At 55.4% G+C, this 18,490-nt stretch carries 25 protein-coding genes and 1 tRNA gene; 14 read left to right on the top strand and 12 right to left on the bottom strand.

What is annotated here, in order from left to right; genetic code table 11:
* Window positions 1-21: 21 nt before the first annotated feature.
* The 5 genes from mnmC to flgA form a co-directional block, all read right to left on the bottom strand.
* Entirely contained in the window at window positions 22-1,914 is a 1,893-nt protein-coding gene (mnmC, locus tag KFJ24_RS07025) for a bifunctional tRNA (5-methylaminomethyl-2-thiouridine)(34)-methyltransferase MnmD/FAD-dependent 5-carboxymethylaminomethyl-2-thiouridine(34) oxidoreductase MnmC (protein ID WP_250830352.1), read from the bottom strand.
* Window positions 1,915-1,918: 4 nt separating this feature from the next.
* On the bottom strand, window positions 1,919-2,491 hold the full coding sequence (locus KFJ24_RS07020; RefSeq protein WP_434968034.1) for a peptidylprolyl isomerase: 573 nt from the start codon (window positions 2,489-2,491) through the stop codon (window positions 1,919-1,921).
* A 264-nt stretch (window positions 2,492-2,755) separates the two neighbouring features.
* Entirely contained in the window at window positions 2,756-3,226 is a 471-nt protein-coding gene (locus KFJ24_RS07015; RefSeq protein ID WP_250830350.1) for a flagella synthesis protein FlgN, read from the bottom strand.
* 7 nt (window positions 3,227-3,233) lie between these two features.
* Complete coding sequence (gene flgM / locus KFJ24_RS07010) at window positions 3,234-3,560, bottom strand: flagellar biosynthesis anti-sigma factor FlgM (protein WP_250830349.1); 327 nt, start codon at window positions 3,558-3,560, stop codon at window positions 3,234-3,236.
* Window positions 3,561-3,755: 195 nt separating this feature from the next.
* Complete coding sequence (flgA, locus tag KFJ24_RS07005) at window positions 3,756-4,457, bottom strand: flagellar basal body P-ring formation chaperone FlgA (RefSeq protein ID WP_250830348.1); 702 nt, start codon at window positions 4,455-4,457, stop codon at window positions 3,756-3,758.
* 186 nt (window positions 4,458-4,643) lie between these two features.
* On the opposite strand from flgA, the gene KFJ24_RS07000 reads away from it, so the two are divergent.
* The 6 genes from KFJ24_RS07000 to KFJ24_RS06975 all read left to right on the top strand — a co-directional run bounded on the left by KFJ24_RS07000 (window position 4,644) and on the right by KFJ24_RS06975 (window position 9,695).
* Window positions 4,644-5,573 (top strand): chemotaxis protein CheV, encoded by a 930-nt coding sequence (locus tag KFJ24_RS07000; RefSeq protein WP_250830347.1) that lies wholly within the window; start codon window positions 4,644-4,646, stop codon window positions 5,571-5,573.
* Between the two features lie 37 nt (window positions 5,574-5,610).
* Window positions 5,611-6,438, top strand: coding sequence for a CheR family methyltransferase (locus KFJ24_RS06995; protein WP_250830345.1), 828 nt, complete (start codon window positions 5,611-5,613; stop codon window positions 6,436-6,438).
* 4 nt (window positions 6,439-6,442) lie between these two features.
* Window positions 6,443-7,633 carry an MFS transporter gene (locus tag KFJ24_RS06990; RefSeq protein ID WP_250830344.1) on the top strand — a complete coding sequence of 397 codons (1,191 nt, stop codon included), beginning with the start codon at window positions 6,443-6,445 and terminating at the stop codon, window positions 7,631-7,633.
* 21 nt (window positions 7,634-7,654) lie between these two features.
* Window positions 7,655-8,557: a LysR family transcriptional regulator gene (locus tag KFJ24_RS06985; RefSeq protein ID WP_250830342.1), complete on the top strand. Its 903-nt coding sequence runs from the start codon at window positions 7,655-7,657 to the stop codon at window positions 8,555-8,557.
* A gap of 108 nt (window positions 8,558-8,665) precedes the next feature.
* A complete protein-coding gene (locus KFJ24_RS06980) occupies window positions 8,666-9,034 on the top strand; it encodes a DUF7352 domain-containing protein (protein WP_250830341.1) in 369 nt (122 codons plus the stop codon).
* Window positions 9,035-9,155: 121 nt separating this feature from the next.
* Complete coding sequence (locus tag KFJ24_RS06975; RefSeq protein WP_350455571.1) at window positions 9,156-9,695, top strand: lipocalin family protein; 540 nt, start codon at window positions 9,156-9,158, stop codon at window positions 9,693-9,695.
* Window positions 9,696-9,704: 9 nt separating this feature from the next.
* Here the strand turns inward: KFJ24_RS06975 and KFJ24_RS06970 are convergent, their stop codons facing one another.
* Window positions 9,705-10,355: a cupin domain-containing protein gene (locus KFJ24_RS06970; RefSeq protein WP_250830340.1), complete on the bottom strand. Its 651-nt coding sequence runs from the start codon at window positions 10,353-10,355 to the stop codon at window positions 9,705-9,707.
* A gap of 73 nt (window positions 10,356-10,428) precedes the next feature.
* Window positions 10,429-10,959 carry an isochorismatase family protein gene (locus tag KFJ24_RS06965; protein WP_250830339.1) on the bottom strand — a complete coding sequence of 177 codons (531 nt, stop codon included), beginning with the start codon at window positions 10,957-10,959 and terminating at the stop codon, window positions 10,429-10,431.
* Window positions 10,960-11,009: 50 nt separating this feature from the next.
* Between KFJ24_RS06965 and KFJ24_RS06960 the strand changes: the two genes are divergently transcribed.
* The 5 genes from KFJ24_RS06960 (at window position 11,010) to KFJ24_RS06940 (ending at window position 13,511) form a co-directional block, all read left to right on the top strand.
* The gene (locus KFJ24_RS06960; protein ID WP_250830338.1) at window positions 11,010-11,216 is read left to right on the top strand and encodes a DUF2905 domain-containing protein; all 207 of its coding nucleotides are present in this window, start codon (window positions 11,010-11,012) and stop codon (window positions 11,214-11,216) included.
* Window positions 11,217-11,342: 126 nt separating this feature from the next.
* Window positions 11,343-11,433 (top strand) — tRNA-Ser (locus KFJ24_RS06955).
* Between the two features lie 163 nt (window positions 11,434-11,596).
* A complete protein-coding gene (locus tag KFJ24_RS06950) occupies window positions 11,597-12,106 on the top strand; it encodes a YeeE/YedE thiosulfate transporter family protein (RefSeq protein ID WP_250830337.1) in 510 nt (169 codons plus the stop codon).
* Entirely contained in the window at window positions 12,103-12,705 is a 603-nt protein-coding gene (locus KFJ24_RS06945; RefSeq protein ID WP_250830336.1) for a DUF6691 family protein, read from the top strand. The genes KFJ24_RS06950 and KFJ24_RS06945 overlap by 4 nt, the downstream gene beginning before the upstream one ends.
* A 20-nt stretch (window positions 12,706-12,725) precedes the next feature.
* Window positions 12,726-13,511, top strand: a complete 786-nt coding sequence (locus KFJ24_RS06940; RefSeq protein WP_250830335.1) for a fused DSP-PTPase phosphatase/NAD kinase-like protein — start codon at window positions 12,726-12,728, stop codon at window positions 13,509-13,511.
* 54 nt (window positions 13,512-13,565) lie between these two features.
* Here the strand turns inward: KFJ24_RS06940 and KFJ24_RS06935 are convergent, their stop codons facing one another.
* Both KFJ24_RS06935 and KFJ24_RS06930 read right to left on the bottom strand, forming a co-directional pair.
* Window positions 13,566-14,171 carry a DUF938 domain-containing protein gene (locus KFJ24_RS06935; protein ID WP_250830334.1) on the bottom strand — a complete coding sequence of 202 codons (606 nt, stop codon included), beginning with the start codon at window positions 14,169-14,171 and terminating at the stop codon, window positions 13,566-13,568.
* Window positions 14,172-14,450: an acylphosphatase gene (locus KFJ24_RS06930; RefSeq protein ID WP_250830333.1), complete on the bottom strand. Its 279-nt coding sequence runs from the start codon at window positions 14,448-14,450 to the stop codon at window positions 14,172-14,174. It abuts the gene before it with no gap.
* Window positions 14,451-14,534: 84 nt separating this feature from the next.
* On the opposite strand from KFJ24_RS06930, the gene KFJ24_RS06925 reads away from it, so the two are divergent.
* A complete protein-coding gene (locus KFJ24_RS06925; RefSeq protein ID WP_250830332.1) occupies window positions 14,535-15,302 on the top strand; it encodes a fructosamine kinase family protein in 768 nt (255 codons plus the stop codon).
* A 2-nt stretch (window positions 15,303-15,304) separates the two neighbouring features.
* Here KFJ24_RS06925 and KFJ24_RS06920 read toward each other — a convergent pair whose 3' ends face one another.
* Window positions 15,305-16,252, bottom strand: a complete 948-nt coding sequence (locus KFJ24_RS06920) for an AEC family transporter (protein ID WP_250830331.1) — start codon at window positions 16,250-16,252, stop codon at window positions 15,305-15,307.
* 285 nt (window positions 16,253-16,537) lie between these two features.
* Here KFJ24_RS06920 and KFJ24_RS06915 point away from each other — a divergent pair, with 285 nt between their 5' ends.
* Window positions 16,538-16,942 carry a DUF1330 domain-containing protein gene (locus KFJ24_RS06915; protein ID WP_250830330.1) on the top strand — a complete coding sequence of 135 codons (405 nt, stop codon included), beginning with the start codon at window positions 16,538-16,540 and terminating at the stop codon, window positions 16,940-16,942.
* Here KFJ24_RS06915 and KFJ24_RS06910 read toward each other — a convergent pair.
* A complete protein-coding gene (locus KFJ24_RS06910) occupies window positions 16,939-17,277 on the bottom strand; it encodes a branched-chain amino acid transporter permease (RefSeq protein WP_250830329.1) in 339 nt (112 codons plus the stop codon). The genes KFJ24_RS06915 and KFJ24_RS06910 overlap by 4 nt on opposite strands.
* Window positions 17,270-17,974 carry an AzlC family ABC transporter permease gene (locus KFJ24_RS06905; protein ID WP_250830328.1) on the bottom strand — a complete coding sequence of 235 codons (705 nt, stop codon included), beginning with the start codon at window positions 17,972-17,974 and terminating at the stop codon, window positions 17,270-17,272. Before KFJ24_RS06905 ends, KFJ24_RS06910 begins: the two co-directional genes overlap by 8 nt.
* 178 nt (window positions 17,975-18,152) lie before the next feature.
* Between KFJ24_RS06905 and KFJ24_RS06900 the strand changes: the two genes are divergently transcribed.
* Window positions 18,153-18,404, top strand: coding sequence for a hypothetical protein (locus KFJ24_RS06900; protein WP_250830327.1), 252 nt, complete (start codon window positions 18,153-18,155; stop codon window positions 18,402-18,404).
* The last annotated feature ends 86 nt before the right edge of the window (window positions 18,405-18,490 follow it).

Below are 18,490 nucleotides of genomic sequence, written 5' to 3'. Positions count from 1 at the left end.
GATATCTTGAAGCTTCATTCATTACGATAAAGCCATTCCCGAACGGTGGATACGACGGCTCTCTACACGGCGCACCAAACGGGAGGGCAGGCAGGCGGGTTGTCCGGTCAGCTGGTCCGCGACGTACTCGGCGAGGAGGGGCGCGTAGCTCAACCCTTTGCTCCCGAGCCCGGTCAATAAATAGATGTCTGTGAGTTCCTTGCCGTCAGCACCATACAATCTGCCCGCGACAGGCTGGTAGTCATGGGTGGTGCAGCGGAACGCCACCTTGCCTTCGACCTGCCCTGACAGCTCGGCAAGAGAGGATTCCGGGTCCAGCGCGCCCGGCAGCATGTCCTGTAATGCTTTCATGTTCTCCTCGTGGCTTTCCCGCGTGGTTTCGGGGTTGGTGTCGCGCAGATCGAAGGTCGCGCCGGTCACCGCCACACCGTCATCCATCGGATTCAGATACCGGGCGCCGCAGATAACCGCCTTTGGTGTTTGCAGCGCTTTGTCTGTCAGGTGAGTAACCTGGCCCCGAATACTTTTAAGCCGGTATTCGCCCTTAAGCGGTATGAGTTCTGGCGACAGGTGTCCGGCACATATCACAACGCGGTCTGCAATAATTTCCGGGCCGCCGGAGCCTGTTAACCGCCACTTGCCATTAAGGGGAATCAGGCGCTCGACATTGGAGCTGAATGCAGGGGTGATAAGGGCATGCTCGGAGAGTGCTTTGCAAAGCTTTGCGGGTTCGAGCCAGCCGCTGCCGGGAAACCAGATACCCCCGGTTTGGGTCTGAATGCCGGTCAGCCGGGAGGCTTCCTCCCGAGCTACGGGATACAGAATCTCCGCCGGGTAGGCATTGCGTCTCAGAAATCGTTGCTGGCGATCCTGCTCCTGAGGGCTCCAGGCCAGCTGTAACAGACCGGTTGGATGCCAGTAGCGATCGCGATAAGGCGTGTAGAAGCGCTGGCTGAACAGCAGGGATGTGAGCCCCAGTTCAGTCTGATCGTTGAATTCGACCCCCAGCTTGACGTAGGTCGCTCCCTGTCGATTTCCCGAGGCAGCTGCCCCGGGCTGGCTGGCAGAATCCACCAGTGTGACTTCAACGCCGCGGTCTGCAAGATTGCGTGCCAGCAGGCAGCCGGCAATACCGGCACCGATTACCGCAACTGTTTTGGCGCCGGCTGCGGGGTCGAAGCCGACTTCATCCGGAAGCAGCCCGGCCAGCATGTCTCTCTTGCGGCCAAAGCCCCGGGTCTTTTCAACCCTGAAACCTGCGTCCGCGAGAGCCCGTTTTATTCGGCCGACGGACGTAAAGGTTGCCAAAGTGGTGCCAGGTTTGCTGTGAGCGCGAACCTGAGTAATGGTTTTGTCCAGCCACATCTGCGGGTTGCAGGCAGGCGCAAAACCGTCGAGGAACCAGGCGTCGGCTCGAAACTCAAGCGCCTCCCAGGCCTCCAGAATGTCGCCAAAATACAGAGTCAGTCGGACTCTCCCTTCGTCAAGTATCAGGCGGTGAACACCCCGGACGAGTGGCGGATAATTTTCGATGAGTTCTTTGGCAAAAGGCGTTAGCTCTGGCCAGAGGGTCAGGGCGTGAATCAGGTCTTTGCGGGTGAGTGGGAACCGTTCAACCGAAACGAAATGCAGGGTAGACGCCTGATCCGGTTTATGTTCGTTCCAGGCTTGCCAGGTGGCCAGGAAATTGAGGCCGGTTCCGAAACCGGCCTCTGCTATGACAAAGTGTCCGCCTGCCTGAACTCTGCCAAAGCGCTCGGGTAGCTGGTTATGTTGGAGGAACACGTAACGGGCTTCCTCCAGTCCATTCTCACGGTTGAAATAAAGGTCTCCGAACCTGACGGACTCCGGGATGCCGTCCCGCCATAACAGCTCGGCGGGCTCAATCTGTGGAGGGAGACTCGCGCGCTCCATGGTGTTATTCGGTGGTTTCCAGAATGGAGACGCTCTGAATCATGATGGGCTCCACCGGGACATCGGCCATACCGCCGGAGTACCCGGTTTTCGAGTTGGCAATGGAATCAACCACACCCATACCGCCTGTCACCTTGCCAAACACGGCATAACCGGCGCCCCGAACACCTTTGTTCAGGAATCCGTTATCCACGAGATTGATAAAAAACTGGGATGTGGCGGAGTCCGGCGCGCTGGTACGTGCCATCGAGATGGTACCGCGGAGGTTGGGAAGAGTCTGGCTGGCCTCATTGGCTATGGCCGCGCGGGTTGATTTACGTGAAAGTTCGGGGCTGAACCCGCCTCCCTGGATCATGAATCCGGGGATGACACGGTGAAATACGGTGCCGTCGTAAAAGTCTGAGCGGACGTACTCCAGAAAGTTACTGACGGTTTCAGGTGCCACATCCGGCCGCAGTTGCAGCTCGAATGCTCCCTCACTGGTTACAACTCTTACCTTGGGGAGGTCAGCATCGGATGCACTGGTTCCGGACTCTGACAGAGCCTCTGTGGGCGTCAAAAGAACAGTGAGCGCCAGAGTCAGGGCAGGGATCACATTACGCATCGGTTTTACGGTATTTGTCATGTAAGGGGCACTCTTCGGGTTAGCTACAGAGGTGTTTCCTGAAATAGTTCAAACGTCGTGTTATCTGGAGCACGATCTTAGCAGATTGTACCAATTTTTCGGTGGAGTCCCCCGATGCAGGATTGCCATCATCGGTGACTATTATGAGGGGAATAGGTGCTATGGATAAAAATACCCGGGAAGACCGGGCATTTTTATCGGTGGGCCTTCTGGGGGTCAGGCGCTCGCAAGAACGGTTCGGCTTGATACTGAGGTGTGCTCGCCTTTTGCACCATAAAGCTTTTGAGTTGCATTGGCACCCCGGAAAATATCTGTCAGGCGAGCGAGCCTCTTTTGGAGGTGGCTCATCACCCGACCGTTGTTCTGGTTGAGGATCTGGCACTCCGACATTTGCGTATCGGCCTCCTTCCAAAGATCGTAAAGCTCAGTCAGACCCGCACTATGGATGAAACGGGAAGGTTCGCCGCTGTCTGGCTGGTAGCCCATGGCGACGAGTGTGCGGATTTTCTGTTTGGCCCGTTCTCGGATTTCACTGAGGAGTTGGTTTTTTTCGGCTGTCAGGGAATCAAGAGCGCGAATATCTGACGTCGAAAGTAAGGTCTTTTCGTTCTGCAGGACGTTCGCCAGTTCTTTCAATTGGCGGACGTCCTGAGAGAGGAGGTCTTTCAGATCATCGATTGCAGCCATGGTTTACTCACCCGAAAATGCTTCCATCCAACTCAAGCATTTTCTGGGCCAGTTTTTCTGCGTCAACTTTGTACGTTCCATTTTCCAGTGCTGAACGAATTTCGGCGATACGATCATCATCCATCTCGGGATAGTCGCCGAGCTTCTGTTCAAGCTGTTTCAGGTTCTTGGCCTGGCTGCTCAGACTTACGTTTTCCTCCCGGGCACCCTGAGCCTGTGTTTTCGCCTGCTGGTTGCTAGCCTGCTGGGCATCCTGCGCACCGGATGATTTGTCGGCCGTGGTTCTCTGGGTGTTGACCTGGCCTGCGCCGATTCCATTAAAGTCAACTGACATATCGATACCTGCTTGCCTGTTACGTCACGCCTGGGCGCGACTTACTCGAGTGTATAGTTACGTAACGGCTGAGCCGCCCATAGCTTTAGAGAAATTTTTCAGATTTTTACATTAACATCCATTCACCGGGGCAGCCTTACGACGCGTTGGCGCGGCAGTTACTTGCCGACCGGCAAAAGGCTGCCTGTCCTGCGGTCACATCGGAATTTCCACGCGGCCCGGCGCAACAACATTTGCCTTGATCGTTCTGGAGGAAGCAAGGTTTCTGACCAGAACCTGTTCACCTACAGAAGCATTTGCCAAGGCTTTGCCTCGCGTACTAACTGCAAACGAACCACTTTTGGCGGTGATCATAACATGGTCGCCACGTTCGACTGCGTCCGGGGCAGCCAGCAGATCGGGTGTGATCAGTGAGCCCGAGTTAACCGGTCGGCGAATTTCCATGCCCGCCACGTCTGATGCTTTGCGCATTACTCCCCGGCGGCTGGCGTTAATCGTCATGGTTTTGGTTGTCACCATTCCTACGGTCACCCGTTCCCCCCGAGCCAGCGGACGTGCAGCGACAAGGGCCGGTCCTTCTATCGAAACCGAAGCGGTGACAAACAGGCGCCATGGGCGGTCACTCTCACAGGCAACCTGCAGGGAAGGGTGGGTGCTTTTCCATGGATCACCTGTGAACTCAACAGAAAGAGGGTTGCTGCACTGGGCTAGCGAAAGCCTGCTGTCGATGCTTCCTGCTTCAAAGGAGACGGTGTAACCGTGCTCGGCTTGTTCGTTTGCAAAAGCCTCGAGGAACTGAACTGCCGCCCCACGGATTTGGCTCGCTGTCGTCTCTGCTCCAGCATGGGCGCTGAGGCCAGACATTAGCAGTGCGAAGGCGTAAATGGTGATGCGCATACCGGTCCGTTTGTCCTATGCTGTCAGTACCAAGCCGGGCGCCCGCAAATAACTAAGGATTCGGGGGTGGCGGCCGATAAACAGACTGTATCCGCGTGGTAACGACGGTTTTTTGTCAGCCCGTTCAATATAGACTAAGCAGCAAGATGCATGCCGACGTGATTGCGGCAAGACAGGAGAGAAAAGATGGCGGGGGTTTTAGACAGTGTAAACCAGCGTACCCAGCTGGTTGGGCAGAATCGCCTTGAACTGCTTCTGTTCCGTTTGCGCGGGCGGCAGATGTACGGCATTAACGTGTTCAAGGTAAAGGAAGTTCTGCAATGTCCGAAGTTATCTTCAATTCCCAATAGCCGGGCAGTAGTGCGTGGCGTGGCTCACATCCGTGGTGAGACGATTCCGATCATTGACCTCAGTATGTCAATTGGCCTTCCGGGCATTCCACAAGAGGAGTTGGCGACCAGTTTTGTCATCATCACGGAATACAATCGCAAAACTCAGGGCTTCCTGGTGACCGGTGTTGAGCGGATCATGAACATGAACTGGGAGGATATTCTTCCGCCTCCAAAAGGGGCAGGCAAAGATGTCTATCTTACGGCCGTCACCAAGATTGATGATAAGCTTATAGAAATCATTGACGTAGAGAAGATTCTTTCAGAAGTATCGCCTCTGAGGGAAGATGTCACTGAGGCAGTGCTTAGCAAGAGCGCAGAGAGGGTGGCGGGTCACCTGCCGGTACTCGTTGTTGATGACTCTTCGGTCGCTCGCCGTCAGATTGAGCGCTGCCTGACAGCCATCGGTATGGCAGTTGTTACCAAAAGCGATGGCAAACAGGCGTATCAGTACCTTAAAGAGATCACCGAGGATGGCTCGAATGCGCGGGATCATCTGGCCCTGGTTATTTCCGATGTGGAAATGCCCGAGATGGACGGCTACACGCTGGTTACGCGATGCAAGGCTGATCCCGCACTCAGTGATCTATTTGTTATGCTTCACACCTCATTGAGCGGTGTCTTCAACAAAGCCATGGTTCAGAAAGTGGGCGCGGACGACTTTATGGCCAAGTTCAGCCCCGACGAACTGGCAGAGCGGGTGATGGAAATCATTGATCAGGGATGATGCCACTGCTCACGGATTCATTCAGAACTGAGATCCAATGAAAGCGGATATAACCCCACAGGAATACGAAGCCTTCAAGACGTTCCTGCAGGATGCGTGTGGTATTTTGCTGGGCGAAAACAAACAGTATCTGGTTAAGAGCCGTCTTCGCCGGATTCTGGAGGAGAATCAGCTTCATTCCCTTGGTGAGTTGCTGGAACGTCTCAAACGTCCCGGTAGAGCCAGCCTTCAGGAGGTTGTCATTGATGCAATGACAACCAATGAAACGCTGTGGTTCCGGGACAATCATCCGTTCCGTATTCTCCAGGAAAAGCTGCTGCCGGAGTTTGCTGAACGGAAAACGACACAGCCTTTGCGATTCTGGTCGGCGGCCTGTTCGACCGGGCAGGAGCCCTATTCGGTTGGCATGATTGTGGAGGAATTCCGACGGGCCAGGCCCGGAAAGCTGCGTGACGTCAAAATTACTGCGACAGACATTTCAAAGAGCGTTCTTGAGGTGGCTCGTCGTGGCGAATATGAAATGATCGCCATTGGCCGCGGGCTCTCCCCTGAGCGTCAGAAGCAGTTTTTCACACCTTCGGTTAACGGTGGCTGGCAGATCCGTCCCCAGCTGAAGAACATGGTGGAGTTCAGGGAGCTGAACCTGCTTGAACGCTACCTGCTGGGTAAGTTTGATATCGTGATGTGCCGCAATGTGCTGATCTATTTCTCGGCAGAGCTGAAAAAGGACATCCTCACGCGCATACACGCCACACTGAACCCTGGCGGCTATCTGATTCTCGGTGCCTCCGAGTCGCTTAATGGCCTGTCGCACCTGTATGAAATGGTTCAGTGCCATCCGGGTATTATCTACAGGAAAAAGTAACACTATGCCCCTCAATGTATGGGTTCTGGTTGCCGCCCAGGCACTCGCCATGTGCACGGCGCCTTTTATTGTTTTCATCGGGAGCATACAGGGTCGGCTTCTCTCTCCGGCGCCAGAATATGCCACTTTACCGGTCGGGCTGGTTGTCGTGGGTACGGTGCTTGCTATCAAACCCGCGACCTGGCTAATGGAAAGGGTGGGGCGCAAGCGGGTAATGCTGCTTGGCGCTGTCATGGGGATGACGTCTGCGTCTCTTGGCGCCCTGGCTTCCTGGAAAGGTCTTTTCCCTCTCCTTTGTTTTGCCTCCGTCGTTGGCGGGACGGGACTGGCTGTCGTTCACCAGTATCGTTTTGCGGCCATGGAATCCGTACCTCCGGGTATGGCAGCAACCGCCGCCGCGCGGGTTTTGCTCGGTGGTCTCGTTGCGGCCTGGCTTGGCCCTGAAGTTGCGGCGCTTGGTGGTGATGGGGAGCATCCCTTCCTGATGAGTTGGTTGGGGCTGGCCGCGGTGCAGGCATTGGCCCTTGTTATTCTGGCTCTCGGGTATAAGGCCAAAAAGGAGCTGGTGCGGGAATCCCATTCCGGGGGTGGCCGTCCGTTGGCAGAAATTCTCAGGAACCCGCTCGTCTGGGTTGCAATCAGTGCGGCTTCTGTTGGGTATGCGGTGATGAGCTTCATTATGACAGCGACGCCGCTGAGCATGACAGAAATGGCCGGGCACGATTTGAATGATGCCAAGCGGGTGATTCAGCTCCACATCATGGCCATGTATCTGCCTTCCCTGATCAGTGGATGGCTGACCCGGGTGGTGGGTATTCCCAAGATGATGGCTGGAGGCTTACTGGCGTATTTTGCCTGTGTGGCTCTTGCTGCCAGCGGCATCAGTTTTCACCATTACCTGGGAGCACTGTTACTTCTTGGTGTGGGGTGGAATTTCCTCTTTGTAGGCGGTACTTCGCTGTTGCCCAAAGGGTACACCGATGCCGAACGCTTCAGGGTTCAGGGGCTTAATGATGTCCTCGTTTTTGGCTCCCAGGCGACAGCGGCTTTGTCCGCCGGCGCGATACTTAGCTGGGTAGGGTGGTCAGGTCTGGTGATGGTTGCCGTGCCGTTTCTCATTTTTCATGGGGCGCTTATGATGGTCTGGCTTGTCATGTCGCCGTCAGCGGGGTCATCGGTTAACAGAAGAGATTGATTTTTCCGGAATGGATTAAAGATGGACCAACTCAACCTCAGGCATCTCTATTATTTCTGGGTCATTAGCCGGGAAGGTTCCATTGCCCGGGCCAGTGAGGTGCTGGAGCTGGCACCGCAGACCCTGAGTGGACAACTGGCAACCTTTGAATCTGCCGTTGGTGGCCTGCTTTTTCAGAGAGAACGCCGAAAACTTGTACTTACCGATCTGGGTAAAACCGTCCTGGGCTACGCTAACGATATCTTTGCACTGACCGGCGAACTCAATGAAACGCTACGCCTCGCTCCGGCAGAGAGGCCCCTGACGCTCTCTGCCGGTGTATCTGCCTCCATTCACAAGCTGATTGCTTACTATCTCCTGCAACCCGCGATGGCACTCTCCCGTCCTGTGCAACTTGAATGTCGGACCGGAGGTACCGAGGACCTGGTGTTAGGCCTGAAACGCAGGGAGCTGGATGTGGTTCTCACGGACCGGGCGCCGGGAATGGATGAACATGGCAGTTTTACGGTACACCCTCTCGCTGGCTCGAGTATCAGTCTGTTTGCTTCCGCCGACCTGGCCTCACGCTTGAAGAAGGGCTTTCCCGAGTCTCTGAACGGGGAACCCTTGTTGGCGAATGCTACCGATGCCCCCTATTTCGAAAGGCTGATGAACTGGTTCTCCCTTAAGGGCGTGCGCATGAACGTGGTGGCACGAATCGACGACAGCGCTCTGATCAAAGTATTCGGGCGAGAGGGACTGGGAGTATTCGCTGCGCCGACCGTCATAGAACAGGAAGTTTGTCGCCAGTACGGAGTGCAGTGCATTGCGTCCATAGACGAGGTTAAGGATGAACTGTTTGCGATTACCCGGGGGCGGAATCTTGCCCATGTTGGGGTGAGGGCCATATGTGAAGGAAAGAGAAGCTTTAATACCTCGGAATAAACATCGAAAAAGACGAGCAAAATGTACGATTAAAGCTTATTTTATCGAGCCGTCTTCCTGTTCATCATGGTGCTGTGTTCGGGTAACAACCCACAAGGAGTAGCAGCCATGAAGACTATCCATAAATTCCGTATTGAACCAGGTAAGAAACCGACCACCCTGTCTCTGTGTCAGGGCTTCCGGGTTGTTCGGTGCGAGTACCTGGTGCCTGATAAGGCCGTTTTTCTCTGGGTGGAGCAGTCGCTCACCATTGGAACACCTACCGTTCAGCGTCAGTTCCGTGTCGCGTTCTCAGGTGAGCCGGTGCCCAACGCCTATGAGTATCTGGATACTGCGTTGGATCCGTTTGGACCGGAGGCATACCACGTGTTCGCCGTGCCGCGATCAGAGGAAGAAGCGGAACGTGACCTTACGGGTGAATCAGCAAGCGAGGGGATGTTTAATCACGTCGACTGGCAGCGAACAGCCATTTCTTAATGCCACCTTGGGGCCTTATGGCCCCTTTTTTGTGCCTTTCCCGCCACTATTGCGTACATTGTATCTGTAACCGCGACTGCGAATTCACTGTTGGTTCGTGAACTGGGAAATGGAGATATTTGTGGCTGTAATACGCACCTTCCTTTTGGTTTGCTTTGCCTTGCTGGTTTCCGCTTGCACCGGTGTGCCCAAGGGTATCGAGCCAGTCAAGGGACTGAATGTGGATAGGTATCTCGGGACATGGTACGAGATTGCCCGCCTGGATCATTCCTTCGAGGACGGGCTGAGCCGGGTCAGCGCAGAGTATGAATTGCAGGATGATGGCAGTATCAAGGTTACCAATCGTGGCTACGATGCAGAGGCCGGAGACTGGAGTGTTGCTGACGGGCGTGCGGTATTCGTGGACGGTCCCGATACGGGACATCTCAAAGTATCATTCTTCGGTCCGTTCTATAGCTCCTATATAGTTTTTGGTCTGGACGAGGCGGGTTATGAATACGCCTATGTAACGGGCTATAACCGCGATTACCTATGGTTTTTATCCCGTACGCCCGATGTCAGTGCTGAGGCCCTGGCGAACTTTCGTGAACGGGCCAGGGCCGAGGGCTTCAATCTTGATCAGCTGATCCTGGTCGACCAGAGCCCGGTTCCCGGGCAATAACAGGCTCCCTCAGAAGGGCAGGTGACCAGTCTTGACCCAGATGATGGTTTCCTGATCAACAAAGGGATGGTGCTGGCTCAGGTGGGGGCTCCTTATCCAGGTACCGCTTGGGTATCTGCCGTGTTCATCACAGAACTCTCCCGAGAGCACAAAGATTTCCTCCCCGCCAAAGTGCCGGTGGGGCTGGAAGGTCTCGTTGGCGGGCCATTTCACAAGGGCTACATGTTCGTGTTCGAATTCGTGCAGAGGCATAACCTCGAGACCGCCTATACCCGGTAACCAGGGAGTGGTGTTGGTGTCTATTCGTACGGTTTCCAGATCCCTCTGGTCGAACTGGTGCAGCTTGACCAGCAATGTGCAGCCATTCTCGCTGAATGGGGCGTGCCCGCTCCCTGGAGGATTCCGGATATAGGTTCCGGCAGGGTAGTCGCCGGTTTCATCGGAAAACACCCCTTCAAGAACCAGGATTTCCTCCCCGAGTGGGTGTTCGTGGCGCTTGAAGGAAGCGCCGGGCTCATAACGGACCACGCTTGTTGCGTGGCCTCGCTCGGCCTCCTCCCGGGCAAGGGGTTTGCGCAACACGCCCCCGGCAGGGCTGGATACCCAATCCTCCTGGGCGGTGCGGATGACAATCCGCTGTGAGAAATCCATGTTGAGCATTTGTTACCTCAATTGATGTATGAGCGCATGACCTACGCTGTGGCCATTTCGACGGATGAGTCCCGGGCGCGGCTTACTTTATCAGCGCCTGGATATCCCGGAACCGTGGATGTTTGCAATGACGCATCCACTCGAACGCCACCATCTCCACTGTAACAATCTTCGCTCCGCTCTGATGGAGGCGATCGAGTGCTACATCGCGGTCAAATTCGTTCCGGGAACCGGTTGCGTCGGCTACCACCCAGACCTTGAAGCCCGCGTCGAGAAGACTCAGGGCGGTTTGCATCATGCATACATGGGTTTCACACCCACCGATTATGATGTGTTGCCGGCCCTCCGGCAGGCTGTCTATCAGCCCGTCCGGACAGGCGTCGAAGTGATCTTTTCCAATCACCTGTTGGCAAAGCTCGCGCACAGCCTCGACATTATTACCCAGTTTTTCGGGAAGCTGTTCGGTCGAAAGCACGGGAACGTCCATAAGCCCGGCAATAGTTGCCAGAACAAGGCTCTGGTCAATGACTTCCTGGCCATGACTGATGGCGGGCATCAGCTTTTCCTGAAGATCAATCAGCACCAAAGTAGATTGCTCGGCTTTCATCAGCATTGGTATTCTCCTGTGACACGCGCATGGAAACCAACTGGGGAGTTTCTGCCATGGCCCGGTGGCTCGTCATTGCCGGCATGATACTGATTTTAATTGGCGCTATCCTGCATTTCGCCCCCTGGCTGCTGTCCTGGTTTGGAAAACTTCCGGGTGACCTGAACATGCACTCAGGAAACAGCCGCGTATTTATTCCGATCACCTCAATGATCCTGATCAGTATTGTTTTAACGATAGTCTTCAATCTGTTTAATCGTTAGGCATAACGTCGTGGGACAGCGATTTTTTCGACGAATTTTGGAAAGAGAGTTGCCAAACGCTCGAAAAAACATTAGAGTCTGCGCCCTCAAATGAGCGATGAGGTCGCTGATTTGAAACAGGTTATTGGAGAGGTGGCCGAGTGGCTGAAGGCGCACGCCTGGAAAGTGTGTAAACGTTAATAGCGTTTCGAGGGTTCGAATCCCTCCCTCTCCGCCAATATGAAACCCCAGCATTCGTGCTGGGGTTTTTTCTTGGCCGGACAAAAAGTGCCCGTTCCTTTGACTATGATCACTTTATAAGCAGTATTCAGCTCCCACGTTTGACAGAAGGGAATAACCTTATATAAAAAGGGAATACCTTTCTATTCAAGGAGTGCCCCATGTCTCCCCGAGCATTCTGGCCACCCCTCTGGGCCGGTATCGGCCTTGGGCTAGCCCTCTTTCTCACCTTTGTGCTGACTGGCCATGGGCTTGGTGCAAGTGGTTTTTTCACTCGTCTCACGGCCGATCTTGGGCAATGGATCGCTCCGGAGCTGACATCCAACAATCGCTACCTTGGTGATTACCTGAGTAATGGTGTGCCACTTCAGGCCTGGATTACCTGGGAGGTGGTGGGCGCCTTCATCGGAGCCCTTGTAGGTGCTTTGTCCAGTCGCCGATTCAGGCCCCAGATTGAACGCGGTCCGACTTCAGGCGCGGTTTCCCGGCTTTTCATGGCCTTGCTTGGGGGCATTCTTACCGGTCTCGGGGCGCGGCTTGCCCGGGGGTGCACCAGTGGTCTGGGACTGTCCGGTGGCGCTGCCCTGGCAGTTGGTGGGTTCATCTTTCTTATCTGTTTCTTTGCAGCGGGCTTCCTGTTCAGCTTCATCGTGAGGAGGTACTGGCAATGATCTGGCCACTCTATGATTCTGGCGTTGCCTCCGGCCTGCTTGCCGGCTTCCTGTTCGGGTTTGTCCTTGAAAATGCAGGATTCGGCAGCCCCAGAAAGCTGACAGGGCAGTTCAGGCTTGAAGACTGGTCTGTTTTCAAAGTGATGTTTACTGCAGTCATTGTTGCAGCGGTATTGCTTTGGCTGTCACAGCTATTCGGGCTGATGCCGAAGGGCAGCTTTTATGTCCCAACGCCGTTCTACATTGCCATGGCTGTCGGTGGCCTGCTCATCGGTGCCGGGTTTGCTATAGGCGGCTACTGCCCGGGCACCTCTGTGGCCGGACTGGCGGGTGGACGCATTGATGCCCTGGTATTCATGTTTGGCATGGTGTTGGGAACGGCTTTGTTTGCCGCCTGGTTTGGTCCGCTGGAATCAATCTATCTGGCCGGTCAGGGGCCAGAAGGGCAGACACTGATGGACCTGACCGGTATACCGGAGTGGTTGATTCTCCTGGTGCTCGCAGCGATGGCGTGGGGTGGTTTCAAACTGGGGAGTAGTCTGGAAAAAAGGTTTGGTGGCCCTTATAAGGCCAGTGATTTATTTGGTGAAAACAGGTAGCAGGGAATAGGAGAGGAGTCATGGATATTAACCGTTTCAGGAGAGCAGCCCTTCCTCTGGCGATTGCGTTTGCTCTGGGCGGAGGTCTCACGGCATGTTCTGATTCCCAGAATGCCGCCAGCCAGCAGCAGAGCCAGGCGGCGAGTGCAAACCCGTGCGCCGCTGCGAATCCGTCCGCAGGGTCCAATCCATGTGCAGCTGCGAACCCATGTGCGGCTGCCAATTCTTCCGGGTCCGCGAATCCCTGTGCGGCCGGAACGAGCAGTTCGCAACCGGTTGGAAGTGCAGCACCCAACCCGCCGGCACAGGCAAAAGGCGATCGTGGCCTGCCATTTGCCATCGAAAATGACTGGACGATGGCTCCGTATGGCGATGCGATGCCCAATGTGGTGGTTAACTACAATCGCCCGGCCCCCTTCATAGCTGCGGGTGGAAATGTTCAGGAAGGTGCCATGGCACAACTGAAAAAACAGGGCTTTAAAACGGTGGTGAGTCTTCTGACCGAGGAGGAAGGTGTCGGAGCGGAGGAACAGGAAGCCCATCAGGCCGGCCTGAATTTTTACGGGCTGGGAGTCTCATCCCGGGCGCCGAACCGGGAACAGGTTGACGCCTTTACCCGTATCGCCTCCAATCCGTCGAACTATCCGATGCTGGTGCACTGCGCCAGTAGCAACAGGGTAGGTGCCATGTGGGCCTTGTATCGCCATAACGTTGGCGTTCCGGCAGAGATTGCCATTGAAGAGGGGCGCGCAGCCGGTCTGAAAACCAGCCGGGAAGGAGCGGTGCGGGAGATGATGGGGCTGTAAGCGCCAGGAACGGGGCGTGCCTGATATGACGCGGGGTTAATCAGTTAATAATGGTTAACACCGCTGCCATACAAGCAACCGGTTGTTTGCCGGCATTTCAAAATCCTGCTCCAGGGTCAGCCCGCATTCCCCGGCCATACTTGTCAGATCCCCGATATCCCGAATGCCCATCCCGGGATGCCTCTGTCTCAGAAAGCTATCAAATTGCTGGTTACTGGCGGCGGTAAAATGACCGTTGTAGTTGAAGGGGCCATACAGACAGAAAAAGTCGCCTTGCCGGAGATGGGCAGAGACACCATGGAACATGGCTTCCACTTCAGTCCAGGTCATGATGTGGGCGGTATTGGCAGAGAATGCTCCGTTAATTTGCGGCAGGCGCCAGTTGTCTGCACTGACATCAAGTGGCAGCGGGGCGTTGATGTTTGGCAGATTTTCATCCGCGAGCCAGGGCTCGCATTGCAGGTGATTTGCAGGATGATCGCTGGGTTGCCAGGTCAGGTTTGGCAAGTGTCGGGCAAAGTAAACAGCGTGCTGTCCGGTGCCCGTACCGATTTCCAGAACGGTTCCGGCGCGTGTGAATACCAGCGCAAGCTTGTCCGCTATCGGGCGCTTATTGTTTTCGCAAGCTTGCGAAAAGGGTTTTCCATCTGACATAGCCATTCAGCCCCGAATACCAAAACCGTTGAATTCGCCTGTTGCCACCTGCTCTGAAACCTCGACCGAATCCACCTGTGCCGCCGGCGGGCCGTCATGACACCAGGTTTTCAGCTGCGCCAGCCTGTCTTCAGTGCCTTCAGCGACAATTTCCACCTGACCGTCGGGCAGGTTACGGGTATACCCGGTAAGGCCCAGCTCCAGGGCTCTGGTCTCGGTTGATGCCCGGTAATAGACGCCCTGAACGCGCCCGGAAACCAGGAAACTCCAGCGTTTCACTTCCATAATTTGTCCTTGTTGGGCGGGAATGTCAGGCTCTACCTGAATCTAACGTTTCAGGGCAGAAATGTTCAAGGAGAATAGCGGCTGATGACCAGTATCTTCACCAAACAGAACACGACAGGGCATCCAGACGCATTGATCTGTGAGGCGGAGGGCCTGGAGAGCCTCCGGACGGCGCTTCTCGAGGCAGGGGTATCCGACCTGCGGGTTCCGGAGGTGCACCGTGTTGACGAAACGGTGCTGGAGATGGCGCCCATCGACTGTGTTGCCGCGACAGAGAGGACCCTCGACATGCTGGGCGAAGGTCTCGCGCTGATGCATAAAATTGCCCGGCCACAATACGGCTGGTCGAGGGATAACTACATAGGCTTATCCCCGCAGCCCAACCGCTGGTCGAGTAGCTGGGGCGATTTTTTTGTCAGGGATCGCCTCGGCTATCAGGTCTCCAGAATCAGGGACTCATCGATCAGGTCGTCGTTCGGCGGTATTCTCGATAATCATGGCCCTGACCTGGCGTCCTGGCTGGACAGGCATTGTGAGCATCCAAGCCTTGTGCACGGTGACCTCTGGAGTGGCAATGCCCTGTTCGACGGTGCGACCCCCTGGCTCATCGACCCCGCAGTCTATTATGGCGACCGGGAGGTGGACCTGGCGATGACCGAAATGTTTGGTGGATTTGGCGCCGCATTCTACGAGGCCTATGACCGGATGTACGCGCGCTCAGCGGTCTATGAGCAAAAACGGGATATATACAACCTTTACCACTTCCTGAATCACTACAACCTTTTTGGTGGCAGCTATCTGGATGGGTGCCAGCGGGGATTCGCCGTGGTGAGGCGCATGATGGGCGGTTAGTGCTAGATCACATTGGCACCTTTGAGCACAAACACGCCGAGTGTGACGGTTACGCTGGCCAACAGGGTGGTTATTGCAATGATATTCGCTGCAAGGCGGGCATTACCACCGATGGCCTTGACCATCACAAAGCTGGCCGCGGCTGTCGGGCTGGCGAAAAACAGGAACATGAGCCCCAGTTCGGGGCCACGAAAACCCAATACAAACGCGGCGCCCGTGCACAAGGCTGGTAGGAACACCATCTTCATGAGGCTGGAACTCAGCGCGGTTGTGCTGTCGTTTCTGATTGCGCTCAGGGAGACGGTGGCGCCGATGCACAAAAGCGCGAGCGGCAAGGTCAGGGACGCAAAGTAGTCGCCGGACGTCATCACCCAGGCTGGTAACTGAATCTCAAGCCAGGCAAAGGGGATCGCAACACACACCGAGATGATCAGGGGGTTGCGAATAATATCGTGGCCGATCTTCTGCCAACTGGCGGCATGCCCCGGTTGATAGGCGATCAGCACAATGACTGACAGGACATTGTAGGAGATGATAACAAGCCCCAGGAGAATGCCTCCGGCGGACAGGCCAAAGTCGCCATACAGATTGGCCGCCAGTGCCAGCCCCACAATGCCGCAGTTTCCCCGAAAGGCTCCCTGAACGTAGACGCCCCTATCTTCCGGGGCGACATTCAAGCGCGCCCAGAGCCAGGCCAGGCCAAAGCTCGCAACTGTGGCAAAAAGAAAGAAGGCCAGCAAACTCGGGTTTAGTGCTGTATCCAGGTCTGCACGGATGATGCTTAAAAAGACCAGGGTCGGTAGCGTGGCTTTGAACACCAGTGCGGAAGCAGTGTTCACGAAGGCGTTATCAATCCAGCCAATGCGCCGGAGCCCGAGACCAATAAAGACCATGGCGAAGACTGGCAGGGTTGTTTCGAGGGTTTGCAGGAATAGGGTGGTCAGGTTCATGCCTGGTTCTGATCCGGCTGGCCAGTGGGGGAAATGAAGCGGGTTTGGCGCCCATGGAGCGACCTATTGTAAGCATTGCCTCCGTCGTAAGCTATGTTGGCAATATCTGGTTCCTTGGCCATGGCATTCTCTCAGCTTTCCGAATTTCAGGCATTTTGCCACCCTGGCTGTACAAAAATGTAATGACAAAAGGTCAGCCTGACTGAAAGGTAATGAATTCGTTTGCGTGGCGTAGGGAGTCCTGGGCTATAGTAGGCCCGTATCAGACAAAACCAGAGGATCAGGATGGAAGCCGTAAGTCCCACACCGGAGCAGTTGCAGAAGGTCCTGGCGGATACTCCGAAAGACCAGCCCATCGTCATGTTGAATTTGTTGCGGTTCCGTGAACAAGCCAACTACAAAGACGAATCCACTGACCGCACCGGTCGAGAGGCCTACAGTCTTTATCTGAAAGAAGCGGCTGACTGTGTAAAGGCTGTCGGGGCCGAGGTTATCTGGTCCGGGCACAGTGTTGGTTCGCTGATTGCCCCACCTGACGAGTCGTGGGACCAGGTTCTGCTCGTTCGTTATCCCTCGATCGACGCCTTCATGGCGATGATTGAAACCCCGGAATATAAAGGCGTAGTCAAGCACCGGACAGCGGCGATCAGGGATTCGCGATTAGTTGCAAACCTTGAAGATCATTCTTAACCGGTCAGGATTCCGCTCTGCTGAATAACCATGTAGCTGGCGGTACCTGCGGCAATCGAGAGCAGGGCGTTACGCCGCCACAGGTGAATAATGACCACCAGGATGCCTGGTAACAGGGCATCCAGCCCCGGGACGCTGGCTGACCAGCTGGCGGATCGCTGAAGAAATACCGTTGCCAGCAATGCCATAACGGCGGCCGGCAAGTACCTTCCCAGATGTTTAATCAACGGGTGCTCGGTGTGCCGTTCGAAGAAAAGGAACGGAATTACCCGTGTGGCAAAGGTGGCTATCGCTGCAACCGCGATAAACGCGACCAGGTAACTATTTTCAGTCATGCCTCGCCTCCTCGCTTCGAGCGGTTGTTCTGAGTCTTCGGTATTGAACCAGTAACGCCCCGGTGACGATGGCAATGGCGCCGATAAGCTGGTGAGCCGGCGGCAAAAACAGCATGGCGATTCCGGCTGCTGCAGCCCCTGTCCAAATTGGAAAGCTGTCCCCCAGAGCCTTGAACTGTTCGATGGTCAGGACGATAAACAGCGCGACCAGCGCAAATTCAATGCCGGTACTGTCAAACACCACGTTATTGCCAAGAAGGGCGCCAAGGGCACAGCCAATTACCCAGTAGCACTGGTTGAAACCGGTAATCCGGAAATCGATCTCCTGTTCGTGGGGGCGGTCGGTGCCTCGTGGCCGGCTGGTCAGAAGTGAATAGGTTTCGTCTGTAAGGCCGAAGATCAGATACAGCTTGCGCCATCCCGAACCTCGGAACTGACCCAGAAGGGAAAGCCCGTAAAAAAGATGTCGGGCGTTCAGAACAAACATGGCGACGAAAACCTCTAAAAGCCCCGCGTTTGCCGCGAGCAGGCTCACCGCGAGAATTTGTCCCGCCCCTGCGTATATGACCACACCCATCACGGGAGCGACCCACCAGGGATACTCGAGTTGGGTAGCGAACAACACACCGAAGGCCATGCCGAGGGGCAGGTAGCCGAAGAGTATCGGAAGTGTCAGGCGAAATACGGACTGGTTCATTAGCATCCAAACGTTTGCAGGCGCCGGTGGATGATAGTGAATCGGGGACGTTTTTTGAAGCGGTTCAAAAGACTGGGCCGGCTCTTCAGTGCTATCAGTGACGATTTGAGGCGATTTGTGAAAAGAGCTTCTCCCTAAACCTGATAATCCTTACCATGTTGATTGGACAGGAGGAAGTATGACTGACGACGCAGCCCATCAGGCACAGCCTGACCCCCGGCAGGAAAAGTTTATTGTAGACAAGGAATTACTGACGGAAGATCAGTTAAATGGGCTGGTTGAGGAGTACTGTACCCGGTACCATGGGTTGAACGATACGGAGAACCCCCTGGGCGAGGTCAGCCGTGTGTTGGCGGCAGTCAAACGTGGCGATCTGGTGGTCTGGTTCGATCCTGTCGAAAACACCGCCGGGCTTGGTTCTCCCTTCTGATTGTGAAGTCGGCCAGCAGTAATCCGGTTTGCACCTACCCCGGAGCAGCGGTAACCGGTACAATCGCGCTGTTTTCTCGAAGCCGT

It is taken from the genome of Marinobacter sediminum (genome assembly GCF_023657445.1).
GTDB classification, from domain to species: Bacteria; Pseudomonadota; Gammaproteobacteria; order Pseudomonadales; family Oleiphilaceae; genus Marinobacter; species Marinobacter sediminum_A.
The sequence above is the reverse complement of the archived record's forward strand: the minus strand, read 5'-3'. Positions and strand labels throughout refer to the sequence as shown.

Coding starts and splice junctions, on each gene's coding strand:
- mnmC (WP_250830352.1), bottom strand. CDS start 1,914: ATGGAGCGCGCGAGTCTCCCTCCACAGATTGAGCCCGCCGAGCTGTTA.
- KFJ24_RS07015 (WP_250830350.1), bottom strand. CDS start 3,226: ATGGCTGCAATCGATGATCTGAAAGACCTCCTCTCTCAGGACGTCCGC.
- flgM (WP_250830349.1), bottom strand. CDS start 3,560: ATGTCAGTTGACTTTAATGGAATCGGCGCAGGCCAGGTCAACACCCAG.
- flgA (WP_250830348.1), bottom strand. CDS start 4,457: ATGCGCATCACCATTTACGCCTTCGCACTGCTAATGTCTGGCCTCAGC.
- KFJ24_RS07000 (WP_250830347.1), top strand. CDS start 4,644: ATGGCGGGGGTTTTAGACAGTGTAAACCAGCGTACCCAGCTGGTTGGG.
- KFJ24_RS06995 (WP_250830345.1), top strand. CDS start 5,611: ATGAAAGCGGATATAACCCCACAGGAATACGAAGCCTTCAAGACGTTC.
- KFJ24_RS06990 (WP_250830344.1), top strand. CDS start 6,443: ATGCCCCTCAATGTATGGGTTCTGGTTGCCGCCCAGGCACTCGCCATG.
- KFJ24_RS06985 (WP_250830342.1), top strand. CDS start 7,655: ATGGACCAACTCAACCTCAGGCATCTCTATTATTTCTGGGTCATTAGC.
- KFJ24_RS06980 (WP_250830341.1), top strand. CDS start 8,666: ATGAAGACTATCCATAAATTCCGTATTGAACCAGGTAAGAAACCGACC.
- KFJ24_RS06970 (WP_250830340.1), bottom strand. CDS start 10,355: ATGCTCAACATGGATTTCTCACAGCGGATTGTCATCCGCACCGCCCAG.
- KFJ24_RS06965 (WP_250830339.1), bottom strand. CDS start 10,959: ATGCTGATGAAAGCCGAGCAATCTACTTTGGTGCTGATTGATCTTCAG.
- KFJ24_RS06960 (WP_250830338.1), top strand. CDS start 11,010: ATGGCCCGGTGGCTCGTCATTGCCGGCATGATACTGATTTTAATTGGC.
- KFJ24_RS06950 (WP_250830337.1), top strand. CDS start 11,597: ATGTCTCCCCGAGCATTCTGGCCACCCCTCTGGGCCGGTATCGGCCTT.
- KFJ24_RS06945 (WP_250830336.1), top strand. CDS start 12,103: ATGATCTGGCCACTCTATGATTCTGGCGTTGCCTCCGGCCTGCTTGCC.
- KFJ24_RS06940 (WP_250830335.1), top strand. CDS start 12,726: ATGGATATTAACCGTTTCAGGAGAGCAGCCCTTCCTCTGGCGATTGCG.
- KFJ24_RS06935 (WP_250830334.1), bottom strand. CDS start 14,171: ATGGCTATGTCAGATGGAAAACCCTTTTCGCAAGCTTGCGAAAACAAT.
- KFJ24_RS06930 (WP_250830333.1), bottom strand. CDS start 14,450: ATGGAAGTGAAACGCTGGAGTTTCCTGGTTTCCGGGCGCGTTCAGGGC.
- KFJ24_RS06925 (WP_250830332.1), top strand. CDS start 14,535: ATGACCAGTATCTTCACCAAACAGAACACGACAGGGCATCCAGACGCA.
- KFJ24_RS06920 (WP_250830331.1), bottom strand. CDS start 16,252: ATGAACCTGACCACCCTATTCCTGCAAACCCTCGAAACAACCCTGCCA.
- KFJ24_RS06915 (WP_250830330.1), top strand. CDS start 16,538: ATGGAAGCCGTAAGTCCCACACCGGAGCAGTTGCAGAAGGTCCTGGCG.
- KFJ24_RS06910 (WP_250830329.1), bottom strand. CDS start 17,277: ATGACTGAAAATAGTTACCTGGTCGCGTTTATCGCGGTTGCAGCGATA.
- KFJ24_RS06905 (WP_250830328.1), bottom strand. CDS start 17,974: ATGAACCAGTCCGTATTTCGCCTGACACTTCCGATACTCTTCGGCTAC.
- KFJ24_RS06900 (WP_250830327.1), top strand. CDS start 18,153: ATGACTGACGACGCAGCCCATCAGGCACAGCCTGACCCCCGGCAGGAA.